Raw genomic sequence first — 24,794 nt, forward strand, 5'->3', positions numbered from 1 at the left:
GCCACTTGCCTTTGCCCCGGAACAGTTTTAATACCCATGCAAACGGAACAATGATCAAAAATCAGAATTTCTTGAGAAGGACCGCTATGATGGACAGCAATCCTGCTTTTTTGGCCACGGCCAGGCCCGCGCCGCCAAGAATGAGGCCGGTTAACCCTGCGGAAGACTTTTTGCCGGTAGCCGGGTCATAATCGTTGTACGTTTGTCCTGCATTGACAGTCAATACCGGCAGGGTTTCCGCTTCCATGACTTTACGGTCGGCGTTCAAATTTGCCGGATCGGACACGAGAATGCTGTTTAGCAGAATGGACTACCCAAGAATCTCGTGGCTTTAGCCATGAGAGGTTCAATATATCCTGTCCCTGGTGATCCTGGAGCAGCAACGCCTACAAGTCCCTCCGTTTGTTTTTTTACTCCTTTATATCGGATGTATTTCCAAAATTATCAGCATAATGCACCTCTGTTTATGATGGGGGGATGGAGCTTGCTTTCCTTTCGGTGAATTGGTACAATAAAATTCCCTAACTTAGTTGAGTTTCCAGCAACCCACAAGTCATTTAGTGCTCAAAATGTGCTATACTAAGTTCGTAACACAAAATGTAGTTCGTATCACAACAGTGTGATTACAGTACTCCATGCTCAGCCGTTTAATTCAAAATTCGGGGGCGTTTTTTGGATTCGACGGGGGTAGATCGAGCATGGGTAGCGGGTAGTGGGGAGCGTCCGCTTTATCAACGCTAACGCCAAATTTAAACGGCAAAGCTAAACAACCAACTCTGGCTCTGGCCGCCTAATAACGGCCTCCAGGCTTCTACCCTGCATCGCCCATGTGCCGGGATAGAAGCTCAACCTATAGTGGGATACGCTGTCTAGTCTCCGCCTGCGGCTAGCTGAAGAAGACAAACAGGCTGACCCGAAGAGAATCCGGTGACGGGGAGTCTCTAGGGTGACATCAAAACTGTCACTACACCCGTAGAAGCCTATGTGGCGTTGCCTTCGGACAGGGGTTCGACTCCCCTCGCCTCCATAATTAGCATGAGAAAAAGCGACCGTGATTGGTCGCTTTTTTGCATCCTCATATAAATTACGGAATGAAGATTACTCATGGTTCCTTGGTCGAGATATGACATGCTTCCCTCTACGACGAGAGAAAGGCAAAATATTGAAAAAAATGAAACCTAGGAACCAAAAAACTCGTAATATGTGGTAATATGTAGAAAAGGGGGAGTAGATTTTGAGAAAAACTAGTTTGGGAGTATTACTTTTGGCACTGTTGTTACTGGTTACTGCATGTGGAGGTGCTGCGTCTACATCATCAGGAACGCAGAATGCTAATACTTCTGTAAAGGATCAAGGCACTGCAGAGAACGTAAATAATGAGCAAAAAGGTGAGGCTGATACAGCAGAACCGGCTAAGGAGCCTGAAAAAGAGGTTGCTTACAAAGTAGGGGACAAGTTCAAATTGGGCAATTGGGAAGTTGTGCTGGACTCCTTTGAGTTCAATCAAAAAGTCAGTGATGAATACTTTTCTTCTAGTGCGGATGAGGGCAATAAGTTTTTAATTTTAAATTATACGGTTTCCAATGAAGGAACGGAAGCAGACAACTTTACGTCAATGATTGGCGGAGTTGAGATGAAGGCGATATTTAAGGACAAATATGAATATAAATATACGATCACGATGATAGATAAAGACCTTAGCAATGAAAGTATTAAGCCATTATCTTCAAAAACTGGATTTGTTGTAATGGAAGTTCCTGACGAAGTAGCTAAATCAAAAGATGGTTTGATTTTAAAGCTGGCAAAAGATAAGGACAAGGCCACTATTAATTTAAGATAGCTGAAGTTGCCACTATTTATGAAAGAAACCGCGAGCGTAAGGGATTTCTCCCCAGGGCTTGCGGTTTTTTTTGGAGTTAACCATCGCTTCAAAGGAACTTGCCTCCCTCTTTCGTTCGCTAGTGAAGAAGCCTATACAGAGAATATCCCCAAGTCCTAGCCTAAAGTCCAGGTTCAAACACCCCCTAAGACGGTTATGCCGGGCAAATAAGGCAGTTATACTGGGTTTATAACTCAGAGCGTGACTTATGAAGCCAAAGGAGTGTTTGAATTGAAGGCAGTAGAAGCGACGTCAATGGCGCGGGCGGGTAAGGTGAATTGGGTGCTTTTTAATCCTAAAACCTATGCAACGATTCTCTATTTATTGCTCTCGCTCCCGTTAGGGATAATCTATTTGACACTAGCGATCACGGGGCTTGCCTTATCCATCGGTTTGACTCCGATATTTATCGGGATACCGCTGTTCTTTGGAGTAGCTAAGCTGTTGAATGGGATTGTAAATTTTGAACAAAGCCTAATTCGACATATTTTAGGTTTACCGGTCCCTCCTGTTTCGGTTCCAAACCAACTACAGCCTGAAGTTGGGCAGAATTGGTTGAAGCGAATGGTGAAGGGGTTTGACGGTGGACTATTCATTAGAAATCTGATGCTCGTATTACTTAGATTTATAACAGGCATTGTTTTCTTCGTTGTGATGGTGACGGCAATTGCACTAGGACTCGGATTTATTGCGCTTCCCGTTGTGCATATCATTTTGATGAATGAGATGCAGCTGGATATTCTAGAGAATAACTTGTTCCGTTATTTTCATGTCGATTGGACTTATAATCAGCAATATCTGCTATACGTAGGCGTTGGTCTTGTACTATTTTGGATCGCGCTTCGCGTTGTGAATGGGCTCATGCAAATTCAGCGTAGAATCATGTATGTGGACGAGTCCTATCAGCCGTCGTCAATGCCAGTTGAAGCACAATTCCATGCGCCCATTCAGTCCGATTATGATGGGTACCAAGGAAATCAGCCGACGCAAGAGAAGATGTGGCTCGCATAAAAGAGAGTTTTAGAAGCTAGTAATAAGACTCGGCAGTTATAGGTTCCCCCCTGTGCTATAATCGTATGGAGACAATATATCGATTTCTATCCGGAAGTGTGGGATGGCGTTGTTGACTTCCATTTGAGGTGGGGCAAAGGTCCGAAGCAGCCGCTTCGTTTCTCGAAGTCCGGTGACCCGAAAGTTGAGCGGCACTACGTCACCCATTATGTGGCGAACAAGCACAAAATACCGCCGCAGTTGCCGGGGGCTCTAGAGAACCTGCAGCAAAATAACGATTTAAGATGAGAAAGGGAAATGTTTATGTTCCATCCTGAACAAGTAAAGAGTTATATCCTGCATCCGGAGCATATTGTAAGCAATACCGCTCTTCGATATTTTGAAGACAGCTTTCTATATGAAAATGATACTGCTTTAATGCCGCTATTGTTAGAAAAACTGAAGCAATCTAAGCAGGCCAAAATTCATTTGTTCCGAGGATATAAGTTCCCGCAAACCGAAGAGACGATCCGCGAGCTGCTGGCCTTGTGTCAGTCACCGGCATACGATAATAATACGAAATTCCACTTGAAGAATATGTTGTATCATAGCGATCCCCAGTTATTGGACCCCTTTGTGGAGTTCATCGAGAAAGATCCGGTTTGGAAAAAACGGGTGCAGCAAAAGCGCAATCTTTCGATTATGGACGATCAGGAACTAGTAAGTGCCTTCCAATTGTTTATTGAGCAATCCGCCGATAAATATATAAATGAGCTCGATACAACGTATGGTGACGAAATCGTGAATGAGCTGTCTCGTCGAAAGTGTATCGACCCCAATACCGTACTGCAGAAGCTGGATGCTTATAATCCGGATGACTTAAGTTATGGTTATGAAACCTCCTATTTTGCTCAGCTGGCGGGTGCAATGAAGCTGGAAGCGGCCATTCCTTTGCTGTGCGGCTTATTGGGAGCGAAGGATGAATGGCTTCCGGAAAAGGCCATAGAGGCGCTTGTTCATATCGGGACAACCTCGGTTGTGACGACGCTGGCCGACCGGTATTTTGCTGCTAACGGAGAATATTTCCGGTTGTATGCTTCCGATGTGTTCGGTAGAATCAAGCTGCCCGCCTCGGAAGAGGCATTGCTATCGCTGCTGCCGGAAGAACAGAATCTTACCTATGCAACCAGGTTGGCGGATGGTCTATGCGAGCTAGGATCAAGCAAGGGCCTTCCGTTGGTCCAGGCGATGGTGGAGGGAGGTTACGACCGGGGACTACTGAGCCTTACGGAGTCGATTTATGGTTACTGCGTAATCTCAAACACGCCGCATCCTTCATTACCGCAATGGAAGAAGGAGCTTGATATGGAAGAAGCGCGGCTGGCCGAGCGTGAGAAGGAATTGGAGCGGATGTTCGCCAGCCCCGGATCCCAAGGTAGTCTGAACACACCTTATACTAACCCGAATAAAGTAGGACGCAACGATCCTTGTCCTTGCGGAAGCGGGAAGAAATACAAGAAATGCTGCGGTGCGTAGGCGGATACAAATAGAACCTATGGAGATGCGAATTGGAGGAAACATCCAAGTAAAATAGTTCCCTGTGGCGAATTATGGCTTTGCCAAGCCACGGTTCGTTCACTTTCATATGCAGTATCAGAAAAGCGACCTTAACAGGTCGCTATTTTCTTCTCTAAAAACATGTAAATGACACAATGCTTCTTAGGTCTACTCCAGTAAACACCCATGTTCGACCGGTCCATCTAAAACCTGCAACGGATGTACGTCCTACAAAGGTTGGGAAGAACCAGAACGCGCCCCCATTTCTCAGCCATACAAATGTGTTGCGAACCCGCTATAGCTATTAGCTATAACTAGTTATGACTTTTGAGTGTTACGTAGGAACCCCCTTCCATGCTACAATCAAAGCATTACGATTTAACATGAGACAGATCGGGGAGGTTTTATGAATGAGCAGTAAATTCCAAATCGTAGGTAGCTTGTTGCGACCGTCTGAACTATTAAAATATAAAACGCAAATAGAACATCGTGATGATATCAGCTATCCATTTTATCAAGATTTTGAGGGCTATGAGCAGTGTGAAACGGAGGCCATTCAGGCTGTAGTCGAAAAAGAAATCGAGCATGATTTGTCAATTATTACTGATGGTGAATATTCCAAATCCATGTGGCATCTGGATTTTGTTTGGGGATTTCAAGGAATTAACCGCTATATTGCGGATCATGGATATTTTTTCCGTGACGTTGATGGAAGTTCGAAATATGAGACGCGAAAAGATATTGGTTTGCGCATTACAGGCGAATTGAGCGGAAAGAACCATCATTTCATTGGAATATTCAAAAAACTCCAAGCTCTTGCTGGCGACCGAGAAACGAAGCTGGGCGTACCTTCTCCATCACATATTTTTGGTGAGTTGTCATGGTCGGATAACATTGGCGGCAAAGATGCGGTTTATAAAAATAGACATGAGCTTAAAAACGGCCTCGTCAAGGCATATAAGGAATTTGTTGAGGAATTTGCTGCTGCTGGCGGGAAAATTCTGCAATTTGACGATTGCTTATGGGAACTGTTTGCGGATGACAACCCGAATTCTCCGTACACCGGTGAAAATATTAATCAAGAGGAAGTACAAGCTCTTGCTACCGAATTTATTGACATTAACAATACATTGATTGATTTTGGTCATCGTTTAGGTTTGAAAATGTGGACGCACAATTGCCGTGGCAACTATGATTCCCGTAATATGGGGGGCGGCTCCTATGTGAAAATTGCTAATCTGTTCTTGAAGCAGCTTAAATATGACCGTTTCTTCCTTGAATGGGATGATGAACGTGCAGGATCACTTGAGGCGCTTGAAGTCTTCAAGGATAAGCCGGAAACAGAAATTGTGCTTGGCTTGTTGTCATCTAAAACGAATACGCTTGACGATGAAGAGCGTGTATTCAGATTGCTTGATGAGGCATCGAGCATTATTGACAAGGATAGATTGTTGCTATCCCATCAATGCGGATTTGCCTCTTGTGATGGGGGTAATGAATTAACCGAGGCTGAGCAGTGGGCGAAAATTAATCAAGGACAAAGAATTGCCCGGCAATATTGGAGCAAATAATGTTTGTCGCTCGAAGTGAAGATTTTCGGGTGACATCAAAACTGTCACTGCACCTGTAGAAGTCTGTGTGGCGTTGTCTTCGGACAGGGGTTCGACTCCCCGCGGAAAGTTGAACCCTTGTCCATACAAAACCACAATGGTTAATTTTGTATATCGATACTATTCTCGCGGCTCTTTCCGTCAGACGGCGGCTGGGATATCGCAGTTTAAAGTATAATGGAAAACGAAGCGGGCAAGATATGAAAGAAAAGTTGTAAACCAACTTCAGATGTGTTATAGTTAATTCATTGAAATTTCAACCTGAAGTCACATATTATAGAGGGTTAGGATTTTAATGGGCTTAACCTTGTATAATATGTGATTTTTTTTGGAAATTTTAAAGGATATCAAAAATGAACATGTGGAGGTAATGAATCATGGAAACAGGAACAGTAAAATGGTTTAATGCGGAAAAAGGCTTTGGTTTCATCGAGGTTGAAGGCGGCAGCGACGTATTCGTGCACTTCAGCGCGATTGTTGGCGACGGCTTTAAATCGTTGGACGAAGGACAACGCGTTGAATTTAACGTGGTACAAGGCAATCGCGGCCCGCAGGCCGAAAATGTTGTTAAACTGTAAGTAAGGCTATTGCAAAGCCCCAAACCTCGTGTTGGGGCTTTTTTTTCGCACATTATTCCTGGAGAGAAAGAAGGATGCCGCTTGTACTATTCACGGAAAAAACTAACGAGTGATCTTCCAGAAGAAATGACAATAATATGGTCATGCACCAATGAAAAGTGTAACGGATGGATGAGGGATAACTTCGTTTTTTTGGCTCAGCCAGTGTGTGCCCAGTGCAATTCCTTCATGGAGAAAGGCGAGAAGATGCTGCCAATCTTAGCGAATACAAGCCCTAATCAGACGAAAAACTAGATAGAGCGAGGATCAGTCTTGTATTCTTATTCCAATATTGCCCAATTGCTCCCCCTGCTGCATTCGCTGAAAGGCGCGAAAGGTGTCCTGTAAAGGATACACACTATCAATGATAGGGCGTATCGAGTGAAGTTCCATAAATTGAAGCATAGCCATAAACTCTTCGCTGCTGCCCATTGAGGTGCCGATGATACTGATTTGGGGGTAAAATATGGATCGTACCGCTAATTCCACTCGGTCGCCTGAGCTTGCGCCAAACGTGACGATACGGCCATTCGGCTTAATGATATCAAAGTAATGTTGGAACGTAGCCGGCCCGATACTGTCCAGGATGAGATCCACTTGTTCTCCTTTCATACTGTCCTTCCAATCACTATGACTGTCAAAGGCATGATCTGCCCCATATGCAAGAGCGGCTTGCCTTTTTGTTTGACTGCGGGATGTGACACTGACGCGTGCACCCGCCGCTGAAGCCATAAGCATTGCATAGGTTGCCACACCGCCACCAATCCCTGGAATAAGGATATGTTCGCCTCGCTGTAAGCGGCCTCTCGTGAACAAAGCCCGATAGGCCGTCAAGGCAGACAAGGGCAACACTCCAGCTTCTTCCCAAGACAAGTAAGCTGGTTTGCTGACGGCATTTTGTTCGGGGATGATGATAGACTCGGCGAGTGTGCCACTCGAAGGACCGCCTACTATAGCCGGAACGGCCGGGACATTGTGGGTGAATTCCCATCCGATACACGGATTAATGATTACATCGGAACCTACTGTAAGATTCGTTACGCCTTTACCAACCGCTTCAATTCTTCCCGCGCCATCCGAACCCATAATCAGGGGTGCATCCTCATTTGTTCGATCCTCCATGAGAAATAAGTCCCGATGATTCAACCCTGCAGTTTTCAACTTTACTTTTACTTCACCGAAGCCTGGCTGTTTATCAATTACATTTTCATATGTCAAGCCCTTTAAGCCGTTCATCCCAGCATGTACGATTGCTTTCATCTTAAATCCTCCAGTCATTCGTATTTTGATGAATCTCTATATTTTGAATTGTACAGAGCGGGAATCATACAGTAAAATGAACAAAATCGAATGTGAGTATCAAAACTGATCATACCAAGCAGGTGATATGGAAATGGAAAGCGGGGACTTGAGAATATTTCAAGCTGTAGCTCGAGAGGGGAGCATAACCAAGGCGGCGCAAATGTTGAACTACGTACAGTCTAATGTGACGAATCGTATTCAGTACCTCGAGGCTCAGCTAGGAATCCCTCTTTTTCGGCGATCCAATCGAGGGATGACGCTAACTCCGGCTGGCGAGAATTTACTGGGATATACGGATAAAATACTGACTCTGCTGGACGAAGCTGTGAAAACTACACAATACTCCGACCATCCTGCAGGGCCTCTTCGGATAGGTTCTATTGAAACGACTGCGGCCATTCATCTGCCCCCCCTATTGGCCGAATATCGATTACAATACCCGGATGTGAATTTATCGCTCACTACGGGTGTTACACATGCTCTCGTGCAAAAAGTGTTGAATTACGAGCTTGATGGAGCGTTTGTTTATGGTCCGGTTGACGATCCGGATATAGAACATGCTGCGGCTTTCGAAGAGGAGTTGGTGCTGATCTCGGAGCCGGGAAAAAGCGACATGCACGAGTTGCTTGCGAAGCCGATGTTGTTTTTCGATGTTGGTTGTACGCATCGGGCAAAAGCAGAGAGCTTTCTGAGAGGGACTGGCCTGACCACATATCAGATTATGGAGTTTGGAACATTAGCAGTTATTCTAGATGGGGTTTCCGCTGGGCTCGGTGTGTCTATGTTGCCGCGATCGTCGATTGCTAAAGCGGAAGAGGCAGGCAAAGTCGCTTTCCACAGTTTACCTGAAGAGTACCGAAATTTGGAGGTATGGTTTGTGTATAGACAAGGCTCAATATACTCTAGTGCGTTGTCAAGATTAATACAACTTATTGAAACGAAGCAATAATAGTTAACCCACAACGATCAATAGCGCCTAGTGTACCAATTGAGAAAGCAGTTGTCGCAGAGTCTCCTCTGTGATGGCTGCTTTTTCTATTTCCGACTGAGCCGCCAGCAGCTTCCGCTTCGCGCTGCACGAGAATGTCACAGAATGAATCGCATCGTCGTTATATTTTCGAGTGTGATTAACAAAGGAGGGGGAGAGATCCAAAGCAAGAGGAAAAGGAACTGCGAATTTAGCTTCGGAGGGTATGACGATCGTACGATAACGTATAGTTTTGGTAATCACCCTTAAAGTAACAACCACTAAATTAGAAAAGAGAGGTAGATTAGCTATGACACAACGTATAAATTATATGCAACAATCACCGGAATTCTTCAAAAAAATGCTGGAGCTCAGCAATGCCGAGAAGGAAAGTTCAATTGAAGAGAAAATCCGTCATCTCGTTCACATCAGAGCTTCGCAAATGAATGGATGCGGATTTTGTCTGGATATGCACGTGAAGGAGGCTAAGATCCATGGTGAGAGCGAGCTGCGCCTTTACCACATCTCGATTTGGCGCGAATCAACGCTGTTTAGCCCGCGCGAACGGGCTGCGCTGGCATGGACCGAGGTTCTGACCAAGCTGCCGGAGCATGGCGTACCTGATGACATCTATAACCGCGTTCGCGAGCAGTTGTCCGAAAAAGAAATTTCGGATCTTACCTTCTCGATCATGGCGATCAATGCCTGGAACCGTATTAACGTCGCCTTTAAGAACGTACCGGGTTCTGCTGACGCCGCATTTGGTTTGACTAAAGCCGGCCTGAGCTAAGCAGTAAGAGCAAAGGTGATTTCTGCCAACATCGATGTTAAAAGCAGAAGCACAAAGAACCCTCCGAAGGTTCTTTGTGCTTCGTGTTATTCTCCAGCGTGCTTCAGCTTGTCCGGGTTTCTTACAATATAAATGCTGCGGATTTGATTTTTCTCCACATGAAAAATCCCGACGGTTTGGATTCCTTCGCCAGATCGAACAATAAACGCAGGCTGTCCGTTCATCCGAATGACCTCGATATGAACGCCATCGATCGTTGATGCTTGCCGGAATGGACCGAGCAGGAACTGGGCAACAAGTTCTCTTGTAGAGATAGGTTCGACAACGGCCGGGACTTTGCCTCCTCCATCGGCGACAAGGACAACTTCTTGATCCAGGATGGATAAGATTTGATTGAGGTTGCCTTGTTTGAGAGCGTTCAGGAAATCATGGACGAGCTCGGGAGTAACTCCTTCCGAATGAACGAGCTGTTCAGCTGTAATTCCCATTTTTGCGTTGGCCCGACTGAACAGTTTACGACAGTTCACTTCGCTTTTTTCCACCAGTTCGGCAATTTCAGGATAGTCAAAGCCAAGCGCCTCTCGAAGCACAAATACGACACGTTCCGTTGGCGATAGCCTCTCAAGCAGAACAAGCATCGCATAGGATAGCAGATCGTCGCGGACGACCGCATCCAGCGCATCATCATTCATGCTGTGCAGGGGTTCCGGAAGCCATTCCCCATAATATTGTTCCCGTTTCCTGCGTGCCGATTTATGCAAGTCCCGGCAGCGATTCGTCACCATCTTGCAAAGATAGGCTTTAGGTTCTGCCAGCTTTTCCGGCGGAACATCGACGATTTTCAGGAAAACATCGTGGACAACGTCTTCCGCGTCCGTAACAGATCCGGTCAGTTGGTAGGCCAGCTTAAAGAGCAGCCCTTTATATTTCTGATACAGTTCCTTCATGCCTTCACTTCCTATCGGTTCCCCGTATATTAAACCTATTGCAAAATAGGCCTTAAAAATATAACGAGTTACAGGGTGTTTTTGTGACATTCCCTAGGCTTTTATTTTGCTTACCTCAAATGATCTAGCAGACCTAAGCGGTCGGTGGCAAATTTTTTACACATAGGGATTTTTAACCAATTATAACCAGGAAATATTTCGGAACACATGCTACAATCTAGGATGTTGAAAGGAGGCGGATATTGACGAATACTGACGAATTAGTTTGAATTAATCGATTAGACAGGGGAGGTGAATTAATAATTTGCCGGCTATTTAATAACGGTTCAATGGTGCACGCATCAAATCAAACTTGGGAGGATTGTAAATGAAGAACAGGGTTGCAAAAGCATGGAGTATGGTTTTATTTTTTTCTCTGGCAATTTCTTTAATAACAGGAGGGCTGCAAAATACTACAACTTATGCTGCCGGTCTTTCGATCATCGGCGGTGGAGGCTGGAATGAAACGGCGTATGTAGAATGGTCTCCTGTTAGCAATGCGGAAGGATATAATGTATACGTTAAACCTGAAAGTGCAGCGGATTCTTCCTATCAGCAAATTGATAATGAACTGATCCGAAAATACCCTTCTTATTGGAGAGCGGATGCCTTAGGTCTTGCAGCCGGAGATTATGTCATGAAAGTTGAAGCTAGACTAACAGACGGTTCAACGGTGAGTGCTGTTTCAGATAAGCTGTCCGTAGCGTCGCATGACAGATCCGGGTTTGCTTTCTCATCAGACTCGCTATATGGCACAGGCTCAGGTGCTTATAATGATGATGGAACACTTAAGGATGGTGCCCAGGTTTTGTATGTCACATCCGAGACTGCACAAACTGTGACCCTTGATGTGAAAATCAATAGCTCGGGGCGCGTTCAAACAGGTGTTGGTATAGGCGAGATTTTGCAATTAAGACAAAAAGGTTATGATACTACGCCTCTTGCCATCCGGTTTATTGGAAAAGTTACGGCTGATGACATGAAAGGCCAACTTAATAGCAGCGGCTATCTGCAAGTCAAAGGCAAAAAAAATTATTCGGAAATGAATATGACGGTTGAAGGGATCGGAGACGATGCCTATGCTTACGGATGGGGAATCCTGCTTAGATATACCGGAAATGTGGAAGTGAGAAACCTGGGTCTAATGTTGTTCCCTGACGACGGTATTTCGTTGGATACGGGGAATGCCAATGTTTGGGTGCATAACAATGATCTATTCTATGGAACCGCAGGAGGAGATGCTGACCAAGCCAAGGGCGATGGCTCCACAGACCTAAAAAAAGGATCGACAAATATTACGATCTCTTATAATCACTACTGGGATTCAGGAAAAGCGGCTCTGGTCGGCTTGAGTGAATCGGCTGAATTTTTTGCCACCTTCCATCATAACTGGTTTGATCATTCGGACTCCCGTCATCCGCGGATCAGAGTGGCATCCGTTCATATCTATAATAACTTCTATGATGGAGTCTCGAAATATGGCGTCGGTGTTACGACGGGAGCTTCAGCCTTTGTGGAATCCAATTATTTTAGACATACTAAATATCCAATGATGAGTTCCTTGCAAGGTACGGATGCTTTAGGGGAAGGTACGTTTTCAGGCGAAACCGGAGGTGTGATCAAGGCCTACAACAATATGATTGTTGATGCGGCCAGTCTGATTTATGCAAACTCCAACAACGGGACAGCTGCGGCAAATGAAAAATCATTTGATGCGTATTTAGCTTCGTCGAGAAATGAAACCGTACCAAGCACATACAAAGCATTAAAAGGAGGAACGGCTTATAATAACTTTGATACAAGCGTCGATACGGGCGTAAATGCTGCAGACATTGATAACGCAAGCGATGTTGAACAAATGGTTACTGCCAAAGCGGGACGCCTGAATAACGGAGACTTTGCATGGAAATTTGATAATTCCGTGGATGACAAGTCGTATGCAATCAATTCAGCTCTAATGGCTAAAATAAGAAGCTACACAACTCAACTTGTATCTGTGGGCGGAAATTCAATCCCGCAAGAACCAACACCAGGACCCGCACCAGAGCCAACGCCGGAACCTAAGCCGGAACCCACGCCAACACCAGAACCTGCACCGGAGCCTACACCAACACCAGAGCCAACGCCGGAACCCACACCAACACCAGAACCTACGCCAGAGCCGACACCGACTCCCATTCCGGAACCAACAACCGGAGAACAAGTTCATAACTTTACCGTAGCTGGAACCGCCAGCGACTTCTTTGATATTGAAGGGAATCTTTCGGCAAGCAAGGGAACTGTGGAGTATAACGGTCTGACTCTAACGCAATGTTTAAAAATCGAGACCGCGACCCGTATCGGTTTCTCCACAACGGAAGATTCAACATTAACGCTAGTGTTTAATTCAACAGACGGAAAAAAGATCAAGATCGATGGAACCAGTTATCCAATCAGTGATGGTATTGTCAGCGTACCGCTTACTCCTGGCGCACATACCATTACAAAAGATAATCCTGTAAATCTTTATTATATGGAACTGAAATAGATGATCTGATGTTTTATGTGACCAGTTGCCGGAATTAAAGCGGCGACTGGTTTATTTTACATCAAAGAATTTTATAAAATTTCGGACATGGTAGATCGCAAGAAAAACTAGCTCTAAATTGAGGTTTGTAATCTATCGAAGATCAACACACGTTGCCCGGACGCTTTGCATGATTATCCCCTTTGATCAGAACGCAGAGAAATGGACAAGAGCTCACCTCACTGAGGTCTCCTGGGGCTCCTGAAAGAGAGGGATAATCGTGCAAAGAGCATGAGGGACACCAAGGTACGAACCCTACAAGGGGCAGTTCGGGCCGCGTCTATATCTTGATCTGATGAAAAAGTAGAAAGGCACTCGTAGATCAGTAACAATCCTGGATTTTCCCGTCCTATTACGTATTCTTTTAGGTTAACGGCAAAAAACGACTTACTTCGACATGAAGTTAAGCTTATTATGTATACAAATCTAGTTTTTGCCATCAATATAAAAATTATGGATGAAATGGGGTGATAAGCATCGTAAATCGATGTCATTCTACTCAGCTTTGAAAGCGCTTAAAATACCATGAAGGGAGAATATCTTATGATGCATCTGATTCGAAATGTGTGGGGCAAGCTGGGTACCCTGACTTTGATCTTTGTGCTCCTTGCAGCCAGTGTAAGCAGTGGAAGTGCATTTGGTGCAGCCAGTTCATCGCCCACCTCAAACACAACGCGGGTATCCGTGCATGACCCATCCATTTATTACGATTCATCAACGAACAAATATTACGTTTTTGGTTCCCATTTGGCTCAGGCCAGCAGTACGGATCTGAGAAACTGGTCTCCTGTCGGAACCCAGGGTTATACCAATCGGAGCCTGTATGCACCATCTACCTTTGAAGGCTATTATTATATCAAAAATAAAAATAGCGGGTTGTATCTTGATGTAGCCGATGGGGCGGCGGCCGACGGAACGAATATTCGGCAGTGGTCCTACAACGGTTCCGATGCCCAGAAGTTCAGAATCGTGCATCACAGCAACGGAGATTATTATATTTTGACGGCCAACTCTTCCTATAAGAGCAGCATTGACGTCAACGGCGGATCCCCCGCCGATGGCACCAACATTGAGCAATGGGCATACTGGGGCGGCCCGATGCAATTGTTCCGGATTCAGCAGAATGAGGATGGAACGGTCGCTTTCCTAACCAAAGCATCGGGATATACTTCTGCGCTGGATGTCGCTGACGGGAGCACGTCGGCGGGCGCCAACGTCCAGCAGTGGAATTACTGGGGCGGAGACATGCAAAAATGGAAACTGATCAAAGCGGGCGGCACGGGGAATGCATCCCGAAGCTCGGGAGCGGCATTGACCTCTGCGCTTGCACCATCGTTCGCATGGGCAGGCTATAATGATCAGGATAGCTCGGGCGGCCACGCGGTATGGGCGCCGGATGTGACTTATAACCCATCCTATGTATGGGCGGATGGTTCCAAGGGCGCTTATATGTTGTATTACAGTACATCATCGACCTACATTCGTTCCGCCATTGGATTTGGCGTGTCCAAGTCCATAACAGGTCCGTACGAATATGTGGACACCATTGTTTATTCCGGATTTACGCGTGCCAGCAACCCCATTACCACCACGTCGCCGCTCGGGACCAAAACCGTGAATACGTGGTATCAAAATACCAACATCCCGGATCTGATCGACAACGGTACCCTATCGGGAGTCCGAAGCGGCTGGTTCTCAAACAGCGGCGGGTATAACAACTCACTGTTCCCGAATGCCATCGACCCTGCCCTGACTTACGATGCTTCGGGCCGACTATGGATGAGTTATGGGTCTTGGTCCGGCGGCATTTATATGCTTCAGCTTAATCCGGAGACAGGTAAGCCCTATTATCCAGGGCAGGATAGCGGCAATACGGACCGTTACTTCGGCAAACGCATCGCGGGGGGATACGGGAAATCGGGGGAGGCCCCTTATATTGTCTATGACAAAGCCACAGGTTATTACTACATGTATGTAACGTATGGGGGATTGGCAAATATGGGCGGCTATCACATCCGTTTATACCGGTCCACCGCGATTGACGGACCGTACACGGATGCGGCGGGCAATCAAGCCGTGTATCCTTCCGCTTCAACCAATCAAGCCAATCACGGTATTAAACTGTTCGGAAATTACCAGCTCTCGGGAATCCCGCTAGGTTACAAATCGGGAGGGCATAATTCGGCACTGATTGATACGGACGGATTGCGCTACCTGATTTACCATACCCGATTCAATAACGGAACGGAATGGCATGAGGTTCGGGCCCATCAACAATTCATGAATGAAGACAAGTGGCCTGTCACAGCGGTATACGAATTCCTGGGAAGCAGTATTTCTTCTACGGGATACAGCATGAATGATATGACGGGGACCTATCAATTCGTCAAAATGGGGCTTGACGCTTCGACATCCGGTGTGGGGATGCTGCCTACCCAAAGCGTGACTTTGAATGCAAACGGCACCATTACGGGGAATGTGACCGGCACTTGGTCTTCTACTGCCGGGACCTATTATTGCACCATGGTCATTAATGGAGTAACTTATAAAGGCGTGTTCTTCAAGCAAAGAAATGAGCTTTCCAGCCGCAATGAAGTAATGACCTTCTCATTGATCGGCAGCAATAACGAATCGATTTGGGGATCAAAATGAAAAACCGTTAGGTTATTATAAGATACTATAAGAAATCCATGTTGACGCTTTCAAAATCCTGATATATAATGCAATTAATCGAATACACCCATTAGACATGTGACTGGTAAAGCAGGCAGGATCTAAAATGACAAATCTTTTATTTGTCGTTTTAGGTCCTTTTTTATTTGCAAAAAAGCCTGTCCCCTTTCACAAATTTGCAAAAGGAAGGAGCATTGGACATGGACTACAAACAGACCGCCGCGGAAGTTCTGAAATATGTGGGCGGCAAGGAAAACATCGCCCATTTTGAACACTGCTCGACTAGACTGCGTTTTTCCTTGATCGACAACGCTAAAGCCGATGTCAAACGGCTCGAAAGTATTCCCGGCGTGATCGCCGTTAAAATGACCGGCCAGTGCCAGGTCGTCATCGGCAATGAAGTCGTTGAAGTTTATGATGCGGTACAGCATTTGCTCGGCTCTCTCAATCCGAATGCGGAATCCGCTGCTGCGGCATCCGAGGCTAAACCGAAAGAAAAGAGAAAACTCGGCAGCATTATTTTGGATTTTATCGTGGGCGTGTTTCAGCCGCTGATTCCGGCGATTGCCGGGGCCGGGATGTTAAAGTCGTTGTTGCTGCTGCTCGGATTAATGAATGTTTTGGATCCGGACGGCCACACTTATAAAATCTTGGTGCAAATTGGCGACGCGGCGCTGTACTTTCTTCCATTACTAGTGGCCGTTACCACCGCCAACAAACTGAAAGTAAATACTTTGGTGGCCCTGGCAGCGGTCGGCGCTTTGCTGCTGCCGAACATGACGGCCATGCTCGGGGAAGGCGCCCAGTTGTTCGGCCTTCAAATCAAAAGCATCGCCTACGCCTATCAGGTCTTTCCGGCGATTCTGACCGTATTGCTCTACGCTCAAATGGAGAAATGGTTCACGCGAATTACGCCGAAAGTGATCCGGATCTTTTTTGTCCCGATGATGTCGCTGCTCATTACCGTTCCGGTGTCGTTGCTCGTTCTGGGCCCGCTCGGTTATACGCTCGGCGAAGGTTTCTCAGCTATCATCTTAACCTTGTTCGATAAGGTGGGGTGGATTGCCGTAGCGCTCTTGGCCGCCGTATTGCCGCTGATGGTGTCCGTCGGCATGCACAAAGCGCTCATTCCTTACGCTCTTTCCGCGATGGGAAGCACCGGCAAGGAATTGCTCTATATGCCCGCTTCGCTGGCCCACAATATCGCCGAAAGCGGCGCCTGCTTCGCCGTTGCGGTGCGGACCAAAGATAAAGCGCTAAGAGCCACGGCCATCTCCGCGGGAATTTCCGCCTTGTTCGGCATCACGGAACCGGCCTTATACGGGGTCACCCTGCAAAATAAAAAAGTGCTCGGCAGCGTCATGTTCAGTTCGCTGATCGGCGGGGCGTTTACCGGCATTGTCGGCTTGCAGGCTTATGTGCTGGTCGGACCGGGATTAGCCAGTTTATCGATGTTTATCTCGGAAGAGCTGCCGCGGAATATCATCAATGCCGTTATCGCGCTGGTCATTTCCTTTGTGGTTGCCTTCGTTTCGGCCTTTATTCTCGGCAAGGACCATAAGGCCAAAGCGGAAGATCGCCAATCGGTTAACCAGCTTACCACGGCAAAAGAGTTCAAAAGCCCGGTGATCGGGGACATGATTCCTTTGTCCGAGGTGAAGGATGAGGTCTTTTCCAGCAAAGCGATGGGCGAGGGGATTGCCGTCATTCCCGCCAAAGGCGAATTGTACGCGCCCGTGGACGGCAAAATTGAAGTGATATACAGCAGAAACCATGCGATGGCCATGCGTACGGCGAACGGCATCGAGCTGTTGTTCCATGTAGGGATCGATACCGTCCGCTTGCGGGGCAAATATTTTGAGCCTCAGGTGCAGGCTGGGGATGAAGTGAAAGCCGGCGATTTATTGCTGAAGTTCGACCTTGAGAAGATTATTGAAGAAGGCTACGATCCGGTAACCATCGCCATTGTGACCAATAAGGACAAATACGCGGTCGAGGTTGCGGATTTAAAACAGGTGAACCGTCAGGATACATTGATGGTTGTAACCGCTTTAGAAAATTAAACCAAGGGAGAGAATAGACATGAGCAAAGGATTTCCGAAGAACTTTTTATGGGGCGGCGCCATTGCCGCCAATCAGGCGGAAGGCGCTTGGAACGTGGATGGGAAAGGACCGTCCGTAGCTGACATAGCCATGTACAGACCCCATTTAAATGTCGAGGATTACGAAGCGCACCAGGTCGTTACCACCGAAATGATCGAACGGGCGATGCAGGATCCGGACGTCAAAAAATATCCCAAACGCAGAGGGATCGATTTTTATCATCGGTATAAGGAGGATTTGGCCCTGTTTGCCGAAATGGGCTTCAAGGCGCTGCGCGTTTCGATCGCCTGGAGCCGGATTTTTCCGACCGGTGAAGAGAGCGAGCCCAATGAATTGGGGCTGAAGTTTTATGACGGTTTGTTCACGGAAATGAGACGGCTCGGCATCGAACCGATCGTCACGCTTTCCCACTATGAAATGCCCCTTGCTTTAAGCGTTAAATACAACGGCTGGGTGGAAAGAAAGGTCATTGATGATTTCGTGAAATTCAGCAATGTCTGCTTCTCGCGTTATAAGGACCTGGTGAAATATTGGCTGACCTTTAACGAAATCGACAGCATCATCCGCCATCCTTTCACGACCGCGGGCATTGTCCCGGAGCGTTGTCCGGAGGGCAAGGTGGAGGAAACCATTTATCAGGCGCTGCATCACCAGTTTGTTGCCTCGGCGCTGGTAACGGCGGATTGCCATCGCATCATTCCGGGCAGCCAGGTAGGCTGCATGCTGACGATGCTGACGACCTATCCGAATACTTGCCACCCCAAAGATGTGGAAATTACGCTGATGAGGAATCTGCACACTTATTTTTACGCGGATGTGCAGGTATTTGGAGAATACCCGCCCCTGATCGAAACCATGCTCGAGCAAAAAAATATTCATCTGCAAATGGAACCGGGGGATAAGGAGATTTTGCGGAAGCACACAGTCGATTTTGTTTCTTTCAGCTACTATATGTCATTAACCGAGTCCGCCAAAGAAGGGCTTGAGCGAACGTCCGGCAATACGATCACAGGGGTGAAAAATCCTTATTTGCCCGTAACGGATTGGGGATGGCAGATCGACCCGGTGGGCCTGAAAATTTCCTTAATCGAGTTATACGACCGCTACAGAAAACCGCTGCTCATTGTGGAAAACGGCATGGGTGCCGTGGACCGGGTGGAAAGCGACGGTTCTATCCACGATGACTACCGGATCAATTATTTTAGGGAACACTTTAAACAAATGAAGGAAGCGGTGGAAGCCGGCGTTGACCTGTTTGGTTACACAAGCTGGGGACCGATTGATATCATCAGCGCTTCCACGTCCCAGATGTCCAAAAGATACGGTTTTATTTACGTCGATCAGGATGACGAAGGAAACGGCACGTTGCAGCGCAGCCGCAAGGATTCTTTTTACTGGTATAAAAAAGTGATTGAAACCAATGGCGAAGATTTGGATTAGTTCCCCATCTTTCGATTAGGGAGGTGACCCGTGTGATCAAAATCAAAAAAGTGTTGAATTCCAGCGTAGTTTTGGTGGAGGATGAGCAGAACAAGGAGTACATTATGTTTGGCAAAGGCATCGGCTACGGTCAAAAAGCGGGCAATACCGTCGAGGAGCACCAAGCCGACCAAATCTTCATGCCCATCGAAAATGTCAAAGTCAAAGAGTATCTTGGCGTATTGGACGCCATTCCTCCGGTATACGTGGAACTGACCGGGCAGATTGTGGCTTACGCGGAAAAGAAGCTGCAAACCAAGCTCAACACGGGGATCTATTTTACCCTTATGGACCATTTGCATTTTGCGGTGGAACGGTTGTCTAAAAATATCGCGATTGCCAACAAAGTGTTTTGGGAGATTAAAAATTACTATGCCGAGGAATTTGAGATCGGGCTATTCTCCTTGGAGCTGATCAAAGAAAAGCTGCACGTTGATATGCCCAAGGAGGAAGCGGCCAACATCGCTTTTCATTTGATCAATGCCCAAAGCGGGGAGAAGGAATCCAAAGACGGCATGAAGATGGCCAAAATGATCGGCAGCATCGTCAACCTGGTGAGATATTCGATGAATATTGATATGGATACGGAAAACGTTCATTATACCCGTTTTGTAACCCATGTGAAGTTTTTTGTGGAGCGGTTTTATACGGATAAGATGCTGGAGAATACGGACAACATCCTGTTTGAGCAAATCGCCAGTCTGTATCCGCAGGCCATGGACGGGGCGTTCAAGATCAAAGAATATATTCACCAGGTGTACGGAAAAACCATTCCAAACGAGGAACTCACCTATCTGGCCGTGCATATTCACAGGCTGATCTCCTATAACCAGTTGGCTTAAATTAGACGGAGGAACTTTAACATTGAAAGCGGGCAATATCATTATTTCGTTCATTTTCCTAATCTTAAGATGGGTGCGATTCATATTGGATTTGATTTTGTAGTGCTTATACTTGGAGCCATGGTTATGGATATCAAGACGGCATTTTTCACATTTCTGGCATCTGCCCGCAGCAAAAATAGAAAAAGCGAAAGCGCACCAGTAGCATGCGTTTTCGCTTTTTGATTGTCAAGCAAGTTGGTCAACATTTCCGCACAACGCGTTCAAGCAACCTATACTTGTTATTTCGAAATAGCCTTAAACGCGGCCGACTGCTCCCGGATGCCCTTCTCTGCGGCAAAACGCTCGATGCTGGAAGCTCCGAAGAAGCCGTCGATGTCGGGGATATTTTGCATGATATAAGCGGCATCCGTCGGCTCGGCGATTGGGCCGCCATGGCAAATGACCATGATGTCCGGCCGGACGGCACGCCCTGCGGCAATGATATCCTTGATTTTCACGACGCAATCATCCAAGGTGAGCGCTGTCTTCGCGCCGATCGTGCCCTTCGTGGTAAGACCCATATGAGCCACCAAAATATCCGCACCGGCTTCTGCCATCGCCTTGGCCTGATCTGGATCAAATACATAAGGGCAAGTCAGCATGTCCAGTTGATGCGCTTTGCGGATCATTTCCACCTCTAAGTCATACCCCATATCGGTTTCTTCCAGGTTCTGCCGGAACACACCGTCGATGAGGCCCACCGTCGGAAAGTTTTGCACGCCGTTAAAGCCCATATCCTTCAATTGCTTTAAGTAAATGTCCATGACGCGGAACGGGTCGGTACCGCAAACGCCAGCCAGCACCGGGATATTCTTTACAACAGGCAGTACCTCGGAAGCCATTTCGACCACGATCGCATTGGCATCGCCATAGGCGAGAAGCCCGGCTAAAGAACCTCTGCCGGCCATCCGGTAACGGCCGGAGTTGTAAATAATCAGCATATCCGCGCCGCCCGCTTCGCTGCTCTTCGCGGTAATGCCGGTGCCGGCGCCTACGCCCAAGAGGATTTTTCCGCCGGCAACTTCCGCTTTAAATTTGGCAAGGATTTCACTTCTGGTCATCGTATTCATGTTTATATCTCCTTTTCCTGTGAATGATTAAGCTTTGCCCTCCATCATGGCAATGAGTTTTTTGGCGGCGTTAAGCGCGAACGAGTCATCGTTGATATGCGCATCCAATTCGTAAAGCTCCACCTTGCTGCGATCCAGGTTGGCTCTTAAAGCATCAAACAAAGCCAGGTCCTCCTCAGGCCCATGGAAGGGCTGACCCTCGGCGTCAATCATGGAGACGCCCTTCAGCGGCAGAATTAAAACGCTTTCGCCACTGGCTAAATTCAGCTTCTCCGCCAATTTCTCGCCAACGGCTCTGTTTTCCTGGGCGGTGGTGCGCATCAGGGTGACCGATGGATTATGCTTGTACAAGTTGCAATGTTTGTAACGCTCGGGCACGGTGTCAATGGGGCCAAAGTTAACCATATCGCAAGCTCCCACAGAAACTACTTGCGGTACACCGCAAAGTCCGGCGGCTTCGCTGCGATTAGGCCCGGCATTCAGCACGCCGCCAAACAGCTCGTCACACCATTCGGTCGTCGTCAAATCCAGTACGCCTTGGAAATAACCGCTTCGCACCAAACCCTCCATCGTACGGCCACCGGTACCGGTTGCATGGAAGACCAGCACTTCATAACCCTGCTCCTCCAAATAGGCCTTCGCTGTTTCTACGCAGGGTGTCGTGACCCCAAACATAGTGGCGGCAACCAATGGTTTTTTCTCAACTTTCGTAACTTCATGCTCCAGCATACCCGCCATGGCAAAGACCGCATTGCTGAAAATCTTGGTGGAAATGGAGTTGAGTCCAGCCACATCCACAATCGAAGGAATCAAAATCACATCGCTTGTGCCTACATACTGTTCGGTATTCCCGGAAGCCATGGTAGAAACCACAATTTTCGGTACGCCGATGGGCAGAGCCCGCATCGCTGGTGTGATAACCGAGGTGCCGCCCGAGCCGCCCAAGGAAATGATGCCTTGGAATTTGCCTTCCTGATAAAGCCGGGGAACGATCTTTTCGGTACCCTTTGCCATAGCTGCTGTGGCACGAGCCCGGTCTTTTTGGCCTACCAGTTCCTGAAGATTTTCGCCGACCTCGGCAGCAATTTCTTCGTTGGAGACATCGGGAACAAAGTAGGATTCAAAGGTTCCCGTATGCAGGGTCAAGGTGTTAAGGCCGATTTCCTCAAACAGCTCTTTCAAGTAAAGGAATTCCTTCCCCTTGCTGTCGAAGGTCCCCGCGATGGCTACGGTTTTCATTGATTAAGTACACCTCCTGGAATTATCTTTTCTGCCGCCCCATAGCTTTGTAACAGCTTTCAGAAATGATAATTCAATTGTACGGCTTGGCGGAAATTTTGATATTGTTTGAAGTAAGCTGTTTTTGTGCTTATGTTAGATTTCGCTCCGTCGGCCGTATTTCTTGCGAGGTTCCGCTTTTTCGATAACCGGTAGGCGTCGTGCCTTTATATTTCTTGAAAATTTTAGTGAATTGGATATAATCTCCATAGCCAACCAGCTCCGCTACCTTCCCAACGGGCATGTTGGTCTCCCTTAGGAAGTCCCCCGCCTTGTTCATCCGGAAACGGATTAAATATTCCGTAAAGCTGCAACCGACGATCCGTTTGAATTTGGCACTCAAATAGGAGGGCGACACATGAGCCGCCAAGGCTAGCTCGCTGAGGTATATGGGCTCATCATAGTGGTTGATGATATGTTCTTTGATAAACTCCACATAGTCGTAGTCTTGGGCTTGTCCATTCAGCACCTTCATGAGGCTGTTCTCTTCCTCGGCGCTTTGGGAGATTTTAAAGGATTTGGTCGTGTTCAAAATGGCCTTTTCCGCCGGAATCCGTTCGAAGGAAGAGCCGCCCACAAAGCCCTGGCAAGCAGAGTTGTCGTAGAAGTACCGGGCATCGATGGAAGATTTGATCGGGCCGCCGTAGACCATTTTAATCGCCCCAGGACGAATCTGATTGCAAGTATCAAAAATCTGCTCAGCAAACCTCCGCCCTCTGTCCAAGGACTGCACTTTCTTCGCGCCCAAAACGCCGCCGGTCGTCAGTCCCAAATGAGCGCAGATAATGTCTGCTCCGGCCTTTAACATCTGTTCCGCCTGCCAGGCATCAAAGACGAAGGCCATGGTAAACAGGCCCTGCTCATGGGCTATGCGGATCGCCTCGATTTCCTGGCGATACGAAATCCCCTCTTCCTCCAGCGCCTCGCGAAACTTTCCGTCAATGAGTCCGACGGTGGGCCAATTATTGATCCCGTCAAAGCCGGATTTTTTGATATGCAAAATGAACTCCGGAAGGGAAAGGCAAGGGTCCGTAGCGTTCAGTCCAAATAAAATCGGGGTATCCTGCAGAAGAGGCATCAACTCGCGCGAGGCAAAATCCATAACGATTTCATTGCTGTTGGAATAACAAAGATAACATCCCAAAGACGCCCGTCCCATCTGCCGAAAGCGTCCGGCACTGAGAGCCAGAATAATATCCGCCCCGCCCAAAACGCTGTATTTGGTCGTCATGCCGCTGCCGGCAGCGACACCTATAATATGTCCATTGACTTTGATTTGCGCATTCAGCCTTTTGAGTATTTCCTGTCTTGATATTTGCATGGCGAAACCTCCCTTATGCAAACTATACAAAACCAACAGGTCATTCAACAAATTCGTATAAAAATATCTCGTAAAATCTGTTAAAAATTCGGAAAATGTCCATGAATAGCAATGAAAGAACATTTTGGGAGCTTGAACTAGTGATAAATGTCACAGAAGACGGATGTTAAAATTTTAGACAATAAAGAGGGTAGCAATCGCTATAAAACAACGTTGGAGGAGCATGAGATCGTGGCAGTTAGTCGTGGACCCGTGGAGCAAGATTATATTATTGAACGTGTTCAAGCCCTTTTTCAATGCAGGGTTTTATGGAGCGAAGGGCGTCCATGCCTGGAGTATGATAACAAGGAAGAGTTGGGCAAAATCTCTGAATACGTAAAAGCTAATTTTGCTACGGAGCTTCTAGATGTATTTTTTACAACCGTTGAAAGCCTGCCAATAGAGTAACAATTCGAATGTTTGGAAAGCGACCTTAATCGGTCGCTTTTTGCTTGCTCGTATTCGAAGGTGAACAAACACACCTAAAACGCTCTAGCGTTGCATCAAATCCGATCTGACAAGATACATTTTCTAGCCACAAGTATTCTAACGGTTGCCATGGCGCTTATTTCACTGAAATCCGGTTATTTTTGCTTAGATTCAGGCAAATAACGGTGATCACAACCGTTAGAATTTAAAAAAGGTCTTTTTTCGGAAAATAGCCCCTGCTGCAACCGTTAGAT

20 protein-coding genes and 1 other RNA gene are annotated in these 24,794 nt (G+C 47.0%); 15 read left to right on the plus strand and 6 right to left on the minus strand.

Translation table 11 applies throughout. The annotated features are described in order from the left end of the window. Positions 1 to 61: 61 nt before the first annotated feature. Entirely contained in the window at positions 62 to 286 is a 225-nt protein-coding gene (locus NYE69_RS04270; RefSeq protein WP_340924287.1) for a DUF2167 domain-containing protein, read from the minus strand. 375 nt (positions 287 to 661) lie between these two features. Here NYE69_RS04270 and ssrA point away from each other — a divergent pair. From ssrA to NYE69_RS04310, 7 genes are all read left to right on the plus strand, one after another. Further along, positions 662 to 1,030, plus strand: a transfer-messenger RNA (tmRNA) gene (gene ssrA, locus NYE69_RS04275). 204 nt (positions 1,031 to 1,234) lie between these two features. Next, positions 1,235 to 1,840, plus strand: coding sequence for a DUF4352 domain-containing protein (locus tag NYE69_RS04280; protein ID WP_340924291.1), 606 nt, complete (start codon positions 1,235 to 1,237; stop codon positions 1,838 to 1,840). Between the two features lie 270 nt (positions 1,841 to 2,110). Continuing rightward, positions 2,111 to 2,890 carry a sensor domain-containing protein gene (locus NYE69_RS04285; RefSeq protein WP_340924294.1) on the plus strand — a complete coding sequence of 260 codons (780 nt, stop codon included), beginning with the start codon at positions 2,111 to 2,113 and terminating at the stop codon, positions 2,888 to 2,890. Between the two features lie 297 nt (positions 2,891 to 3,187). Next, positions 3,188 to 4,405 (plus strand): SEC-C metal-binding domain-containing protein, encoded by a 1,218-nt coding sequence (locus NYE69_RS04290; protein ID WP_340924297.1) that lies wholly within the window; start codon positions 3,188 to 3,190, stop codon positions 4,403 to 4,405. A gap of 431 nt (positions 4,406 to 4,836) precedes the next feature. Beyond that, positions 4,837 to 5,997 carry a cobalamin-independent methionine synthase II family protein gene (locus NYE69_RS04300; RefSeq protein WP_340924299.1) on the plus strand — a complete coding sequence of 387 codons (1,161 nt, stop codon included), beginning with the start codon at positions 4,837 to 4,839 and terminating at the stop codon, positions 5,995 to 5,997. 416 nt (positions 5,998 to 6,413) lie between these two features. After that, positions 6,414 to 6,614, plus strand: a complete 201-nt coding sequence (locus tag NYE69_RS04305) for a cold-shock protein (protein ID WP_036627035.1) — start codon at positions 6,414 to 6,416, stop codon at positions 6,612 to 6,614. 81 nt (positions 6,615 to 6,695) lie between these two features. Next, positions 6,696 to 6,908 (plus strand): cold-shock protein, encoded by a 213-nt coding sequence (locus NYE69_RS04310; protein WP_328269535.1) that lies wholly within the window; start codon positions 6,696 to 6,698, stop codon positions 6,906 to 6,908. A 12-nt stretch (positions 6,909 to 6,920) separates the two neighbouring features. On the opposite strand, the gene NYE69_RS04315 is transcribed toward NYE69_RS04310, so the two are convergent. Continuing rightward, positions 6,921 to 7,913 carry a zinc-binding dehydrogenase gene (locus tag NYE69_RS04315; protein WP_340924307.1) on the minus strand — a complete coding sequence of 331 codons (993 nt, stop codon included), beginning with the start codon at positions 7,911 to 7,913 and terminating at the stop codon, positions 6,921 to 6,923. Between the two features lie 133 nt (positions 7,914 to 8,046). Between NYE69_RS04315 and NYE69_RS04320 the strand changes: the two genes are divergently transcribed. Then, on the plus strand, positions 8,047 to 8,904 hold the full coding sequence (locus NYE69_RS04320) for a LysR family transcriptional regulator (RefSeq protein WP_340924310.1): 858 nt from the start codon (positions 8,047 to 8,049) through the stop codon (positions 8,902 to 8,904). 328 nt (positions 8,905 to 9,232) lie between these two features. Further along, positions 9,233 to 9,712, plus strand: coding sequence for a carboxymuconolactone decarboxylase family protein (locus tag NYE69_RS04325; protein ID WP_240752273.1), 480 nt, complete (start codon positions 9,233 to 9,235; stop codon positions 9,710 to 9,712). A gap of 86 nt (positions 9,713 to 9,798) precedes the next feature. Here NYE69_RS04325 and sigJ read toward each other — a convergent pair whose 3' ends face one another. Further along, the gene (gene sigJ, locus NYE69_RS04330) at positions 9,799 to 10,659 is read right to left on the minus strand and encodes an RNA polymerase sigma factor SigJ (RefSeq protein WP_340924315.1); all 861 of its coding nucleotides are present in this window, start codon (positions 10,657 to 10,659) and stop codon (positions 9,799 to 9,801) included. A gap of 367 nt (positions 10,660 to 11,026) precedes the next feature. Between sigJ and NYE69_RS04335 the strand changes: the two genes are divergently transcribed. The 5 genes from NYE69_RS04335 (at position 11,027) to NYE69_RS04355 (ending at position 20,361) form a co-directional block, all read left to right on the plus strand. Next, on the plus strand, positions 11,027 to 13,225 hold the full coding sequence (locus NYE69_RS04335) for a pectate lyase family protein (RefSeq protein ID WP_340924318.1): 2,199 nt from the start codon (positions 11,027 to 11,029) through the stop codon (positions 13,223 to 13,225). A gap of 582 nt (positions 13,226 to 13,807) precedes the next feature. Then, positions 13,808 to 15,916: an RICIN domain-containing protein gene (locus tag NYE69_RS04340; protein WP_340924321.1), complete on the plus strand. Its 2,109-nt coding sequence runs from the start codon at positions 13,808 to 13,810 to the stop codon at positions 15,914 to 15,916. A gap of 221 nt (positions 15,917 to 16,137) precedes the next feature. Beyond that, on the plus strand, positions 16,138 to 18,000 hold the full coding sequence (locus tag NYE69_RS04345) for a beta-glucoside-specific PTS transporter subunit IIABC (RefSeq protein ID WP_340924323.1): 1,863 nt from the start codon (positions 16,138 to 16,140) through the stop codon (positions 17,998 to 18,000). 19 nt (positions 18,001 to 18,019) lie between these two features. After that, positions 18,020 to 19,480: a glycoside hydrolase family 1 protein gene (locus NYE69_RS04350; protein ID WP_340924327.1), complete on the plus strand. Its 1,461-nt coding sequence runs from the start codon at positions 18,020 to 18,022 to the stop codon at positions 19,478 to 19,480. Positions 19,481 to 19,512: 32 nt separating this feature from the next. Further along, positions 19,513 to 20,361 carry a PRD domain-containing protein gene (locus NYE69_RS04355; protein WP_340924330.1) on the plus strand — a complete coding sequence of 283 codons (849 nt, stop codon included), beginning with the start codon at positions 19,513 to 19,515 and terminating at the stop codon, positions 20,359 to 20,361. Between the two features lie 281 nt (positions 20,362 to 20,642). Here NYE69_RS04355 and NYE69_RS04360 read toward each other — a convergent pair whose 3' ends face one another. The 3 genes from NYE69_RS04360 to NYE69_RS04370 form a co-directional block, all read right to left on the minus strand. Then, on the minus strand, positions 20,643 to 21,473 hold the full coding sequence (locus NYE69_RS04360; RefSeq protein ID WP_328269526.1) for a phosphoenolpyruvate hydrolase family protein: 831 nt from the start codon (positions 21,471 to 21,473) through the stop codon (positions 20,643 to 20,645). A 27-nt stretch (positions 21,474 to 21,500) separates the two neighbouring features. Further along, complete coding sequence (locus NYE69_RS04365) at positions 21,501 to 22,712, minus strand: Tm-1-like ATP-binding domain-containing protein (RefSeq protein WP_340924334.1); 1,212 nt, start codon at positions 22,710 to 22,712, stop codon at positions 21,501 to 21,503. A 130-nt stretch (positions 22,713 to 22,842) separates the two neighbouring features. Next, positions 22,843 to 24,072: a phosphoenolpyruvate hydrolase family protein gene (locus NYE69_RS04370; protein WP_340924338.1), complete on the minus strand. Its 1,230-nt coding sequence runs from the start codon at positions 24,070 to 24,072 to the stop codon at positions 22,843 to 22,845. Between the two features lie 231 nt (positions 24,073 to 24,303). Here NYE69_RS04370 and NYE69_RS04375 point away from each other — a divergent pair, with 231 nt between their 5' ends. After that, a complete protein-coding gene (locus NYE69_RS04375) occupies positions 24,304 to 24,519 on the plus strand; it encodes a hypothetical protein (RefSeq protein ID WP_340924341.1) in 216 nt (71 codons plus the stop codon). Positions 24,520 to 24,794 lie beyond the last annotated feature (275 nt).

It is taken from the genome of Paenibacillus sp. FSL R5-0527, from assembly GCF_038008055.1.
GTDB classification, from domain to species: Bacteria; Bacillota; Bacilli; order Paenibacillales; family Paenibacillaceae; genus Fontibacillus; species Fontibacillus macerans.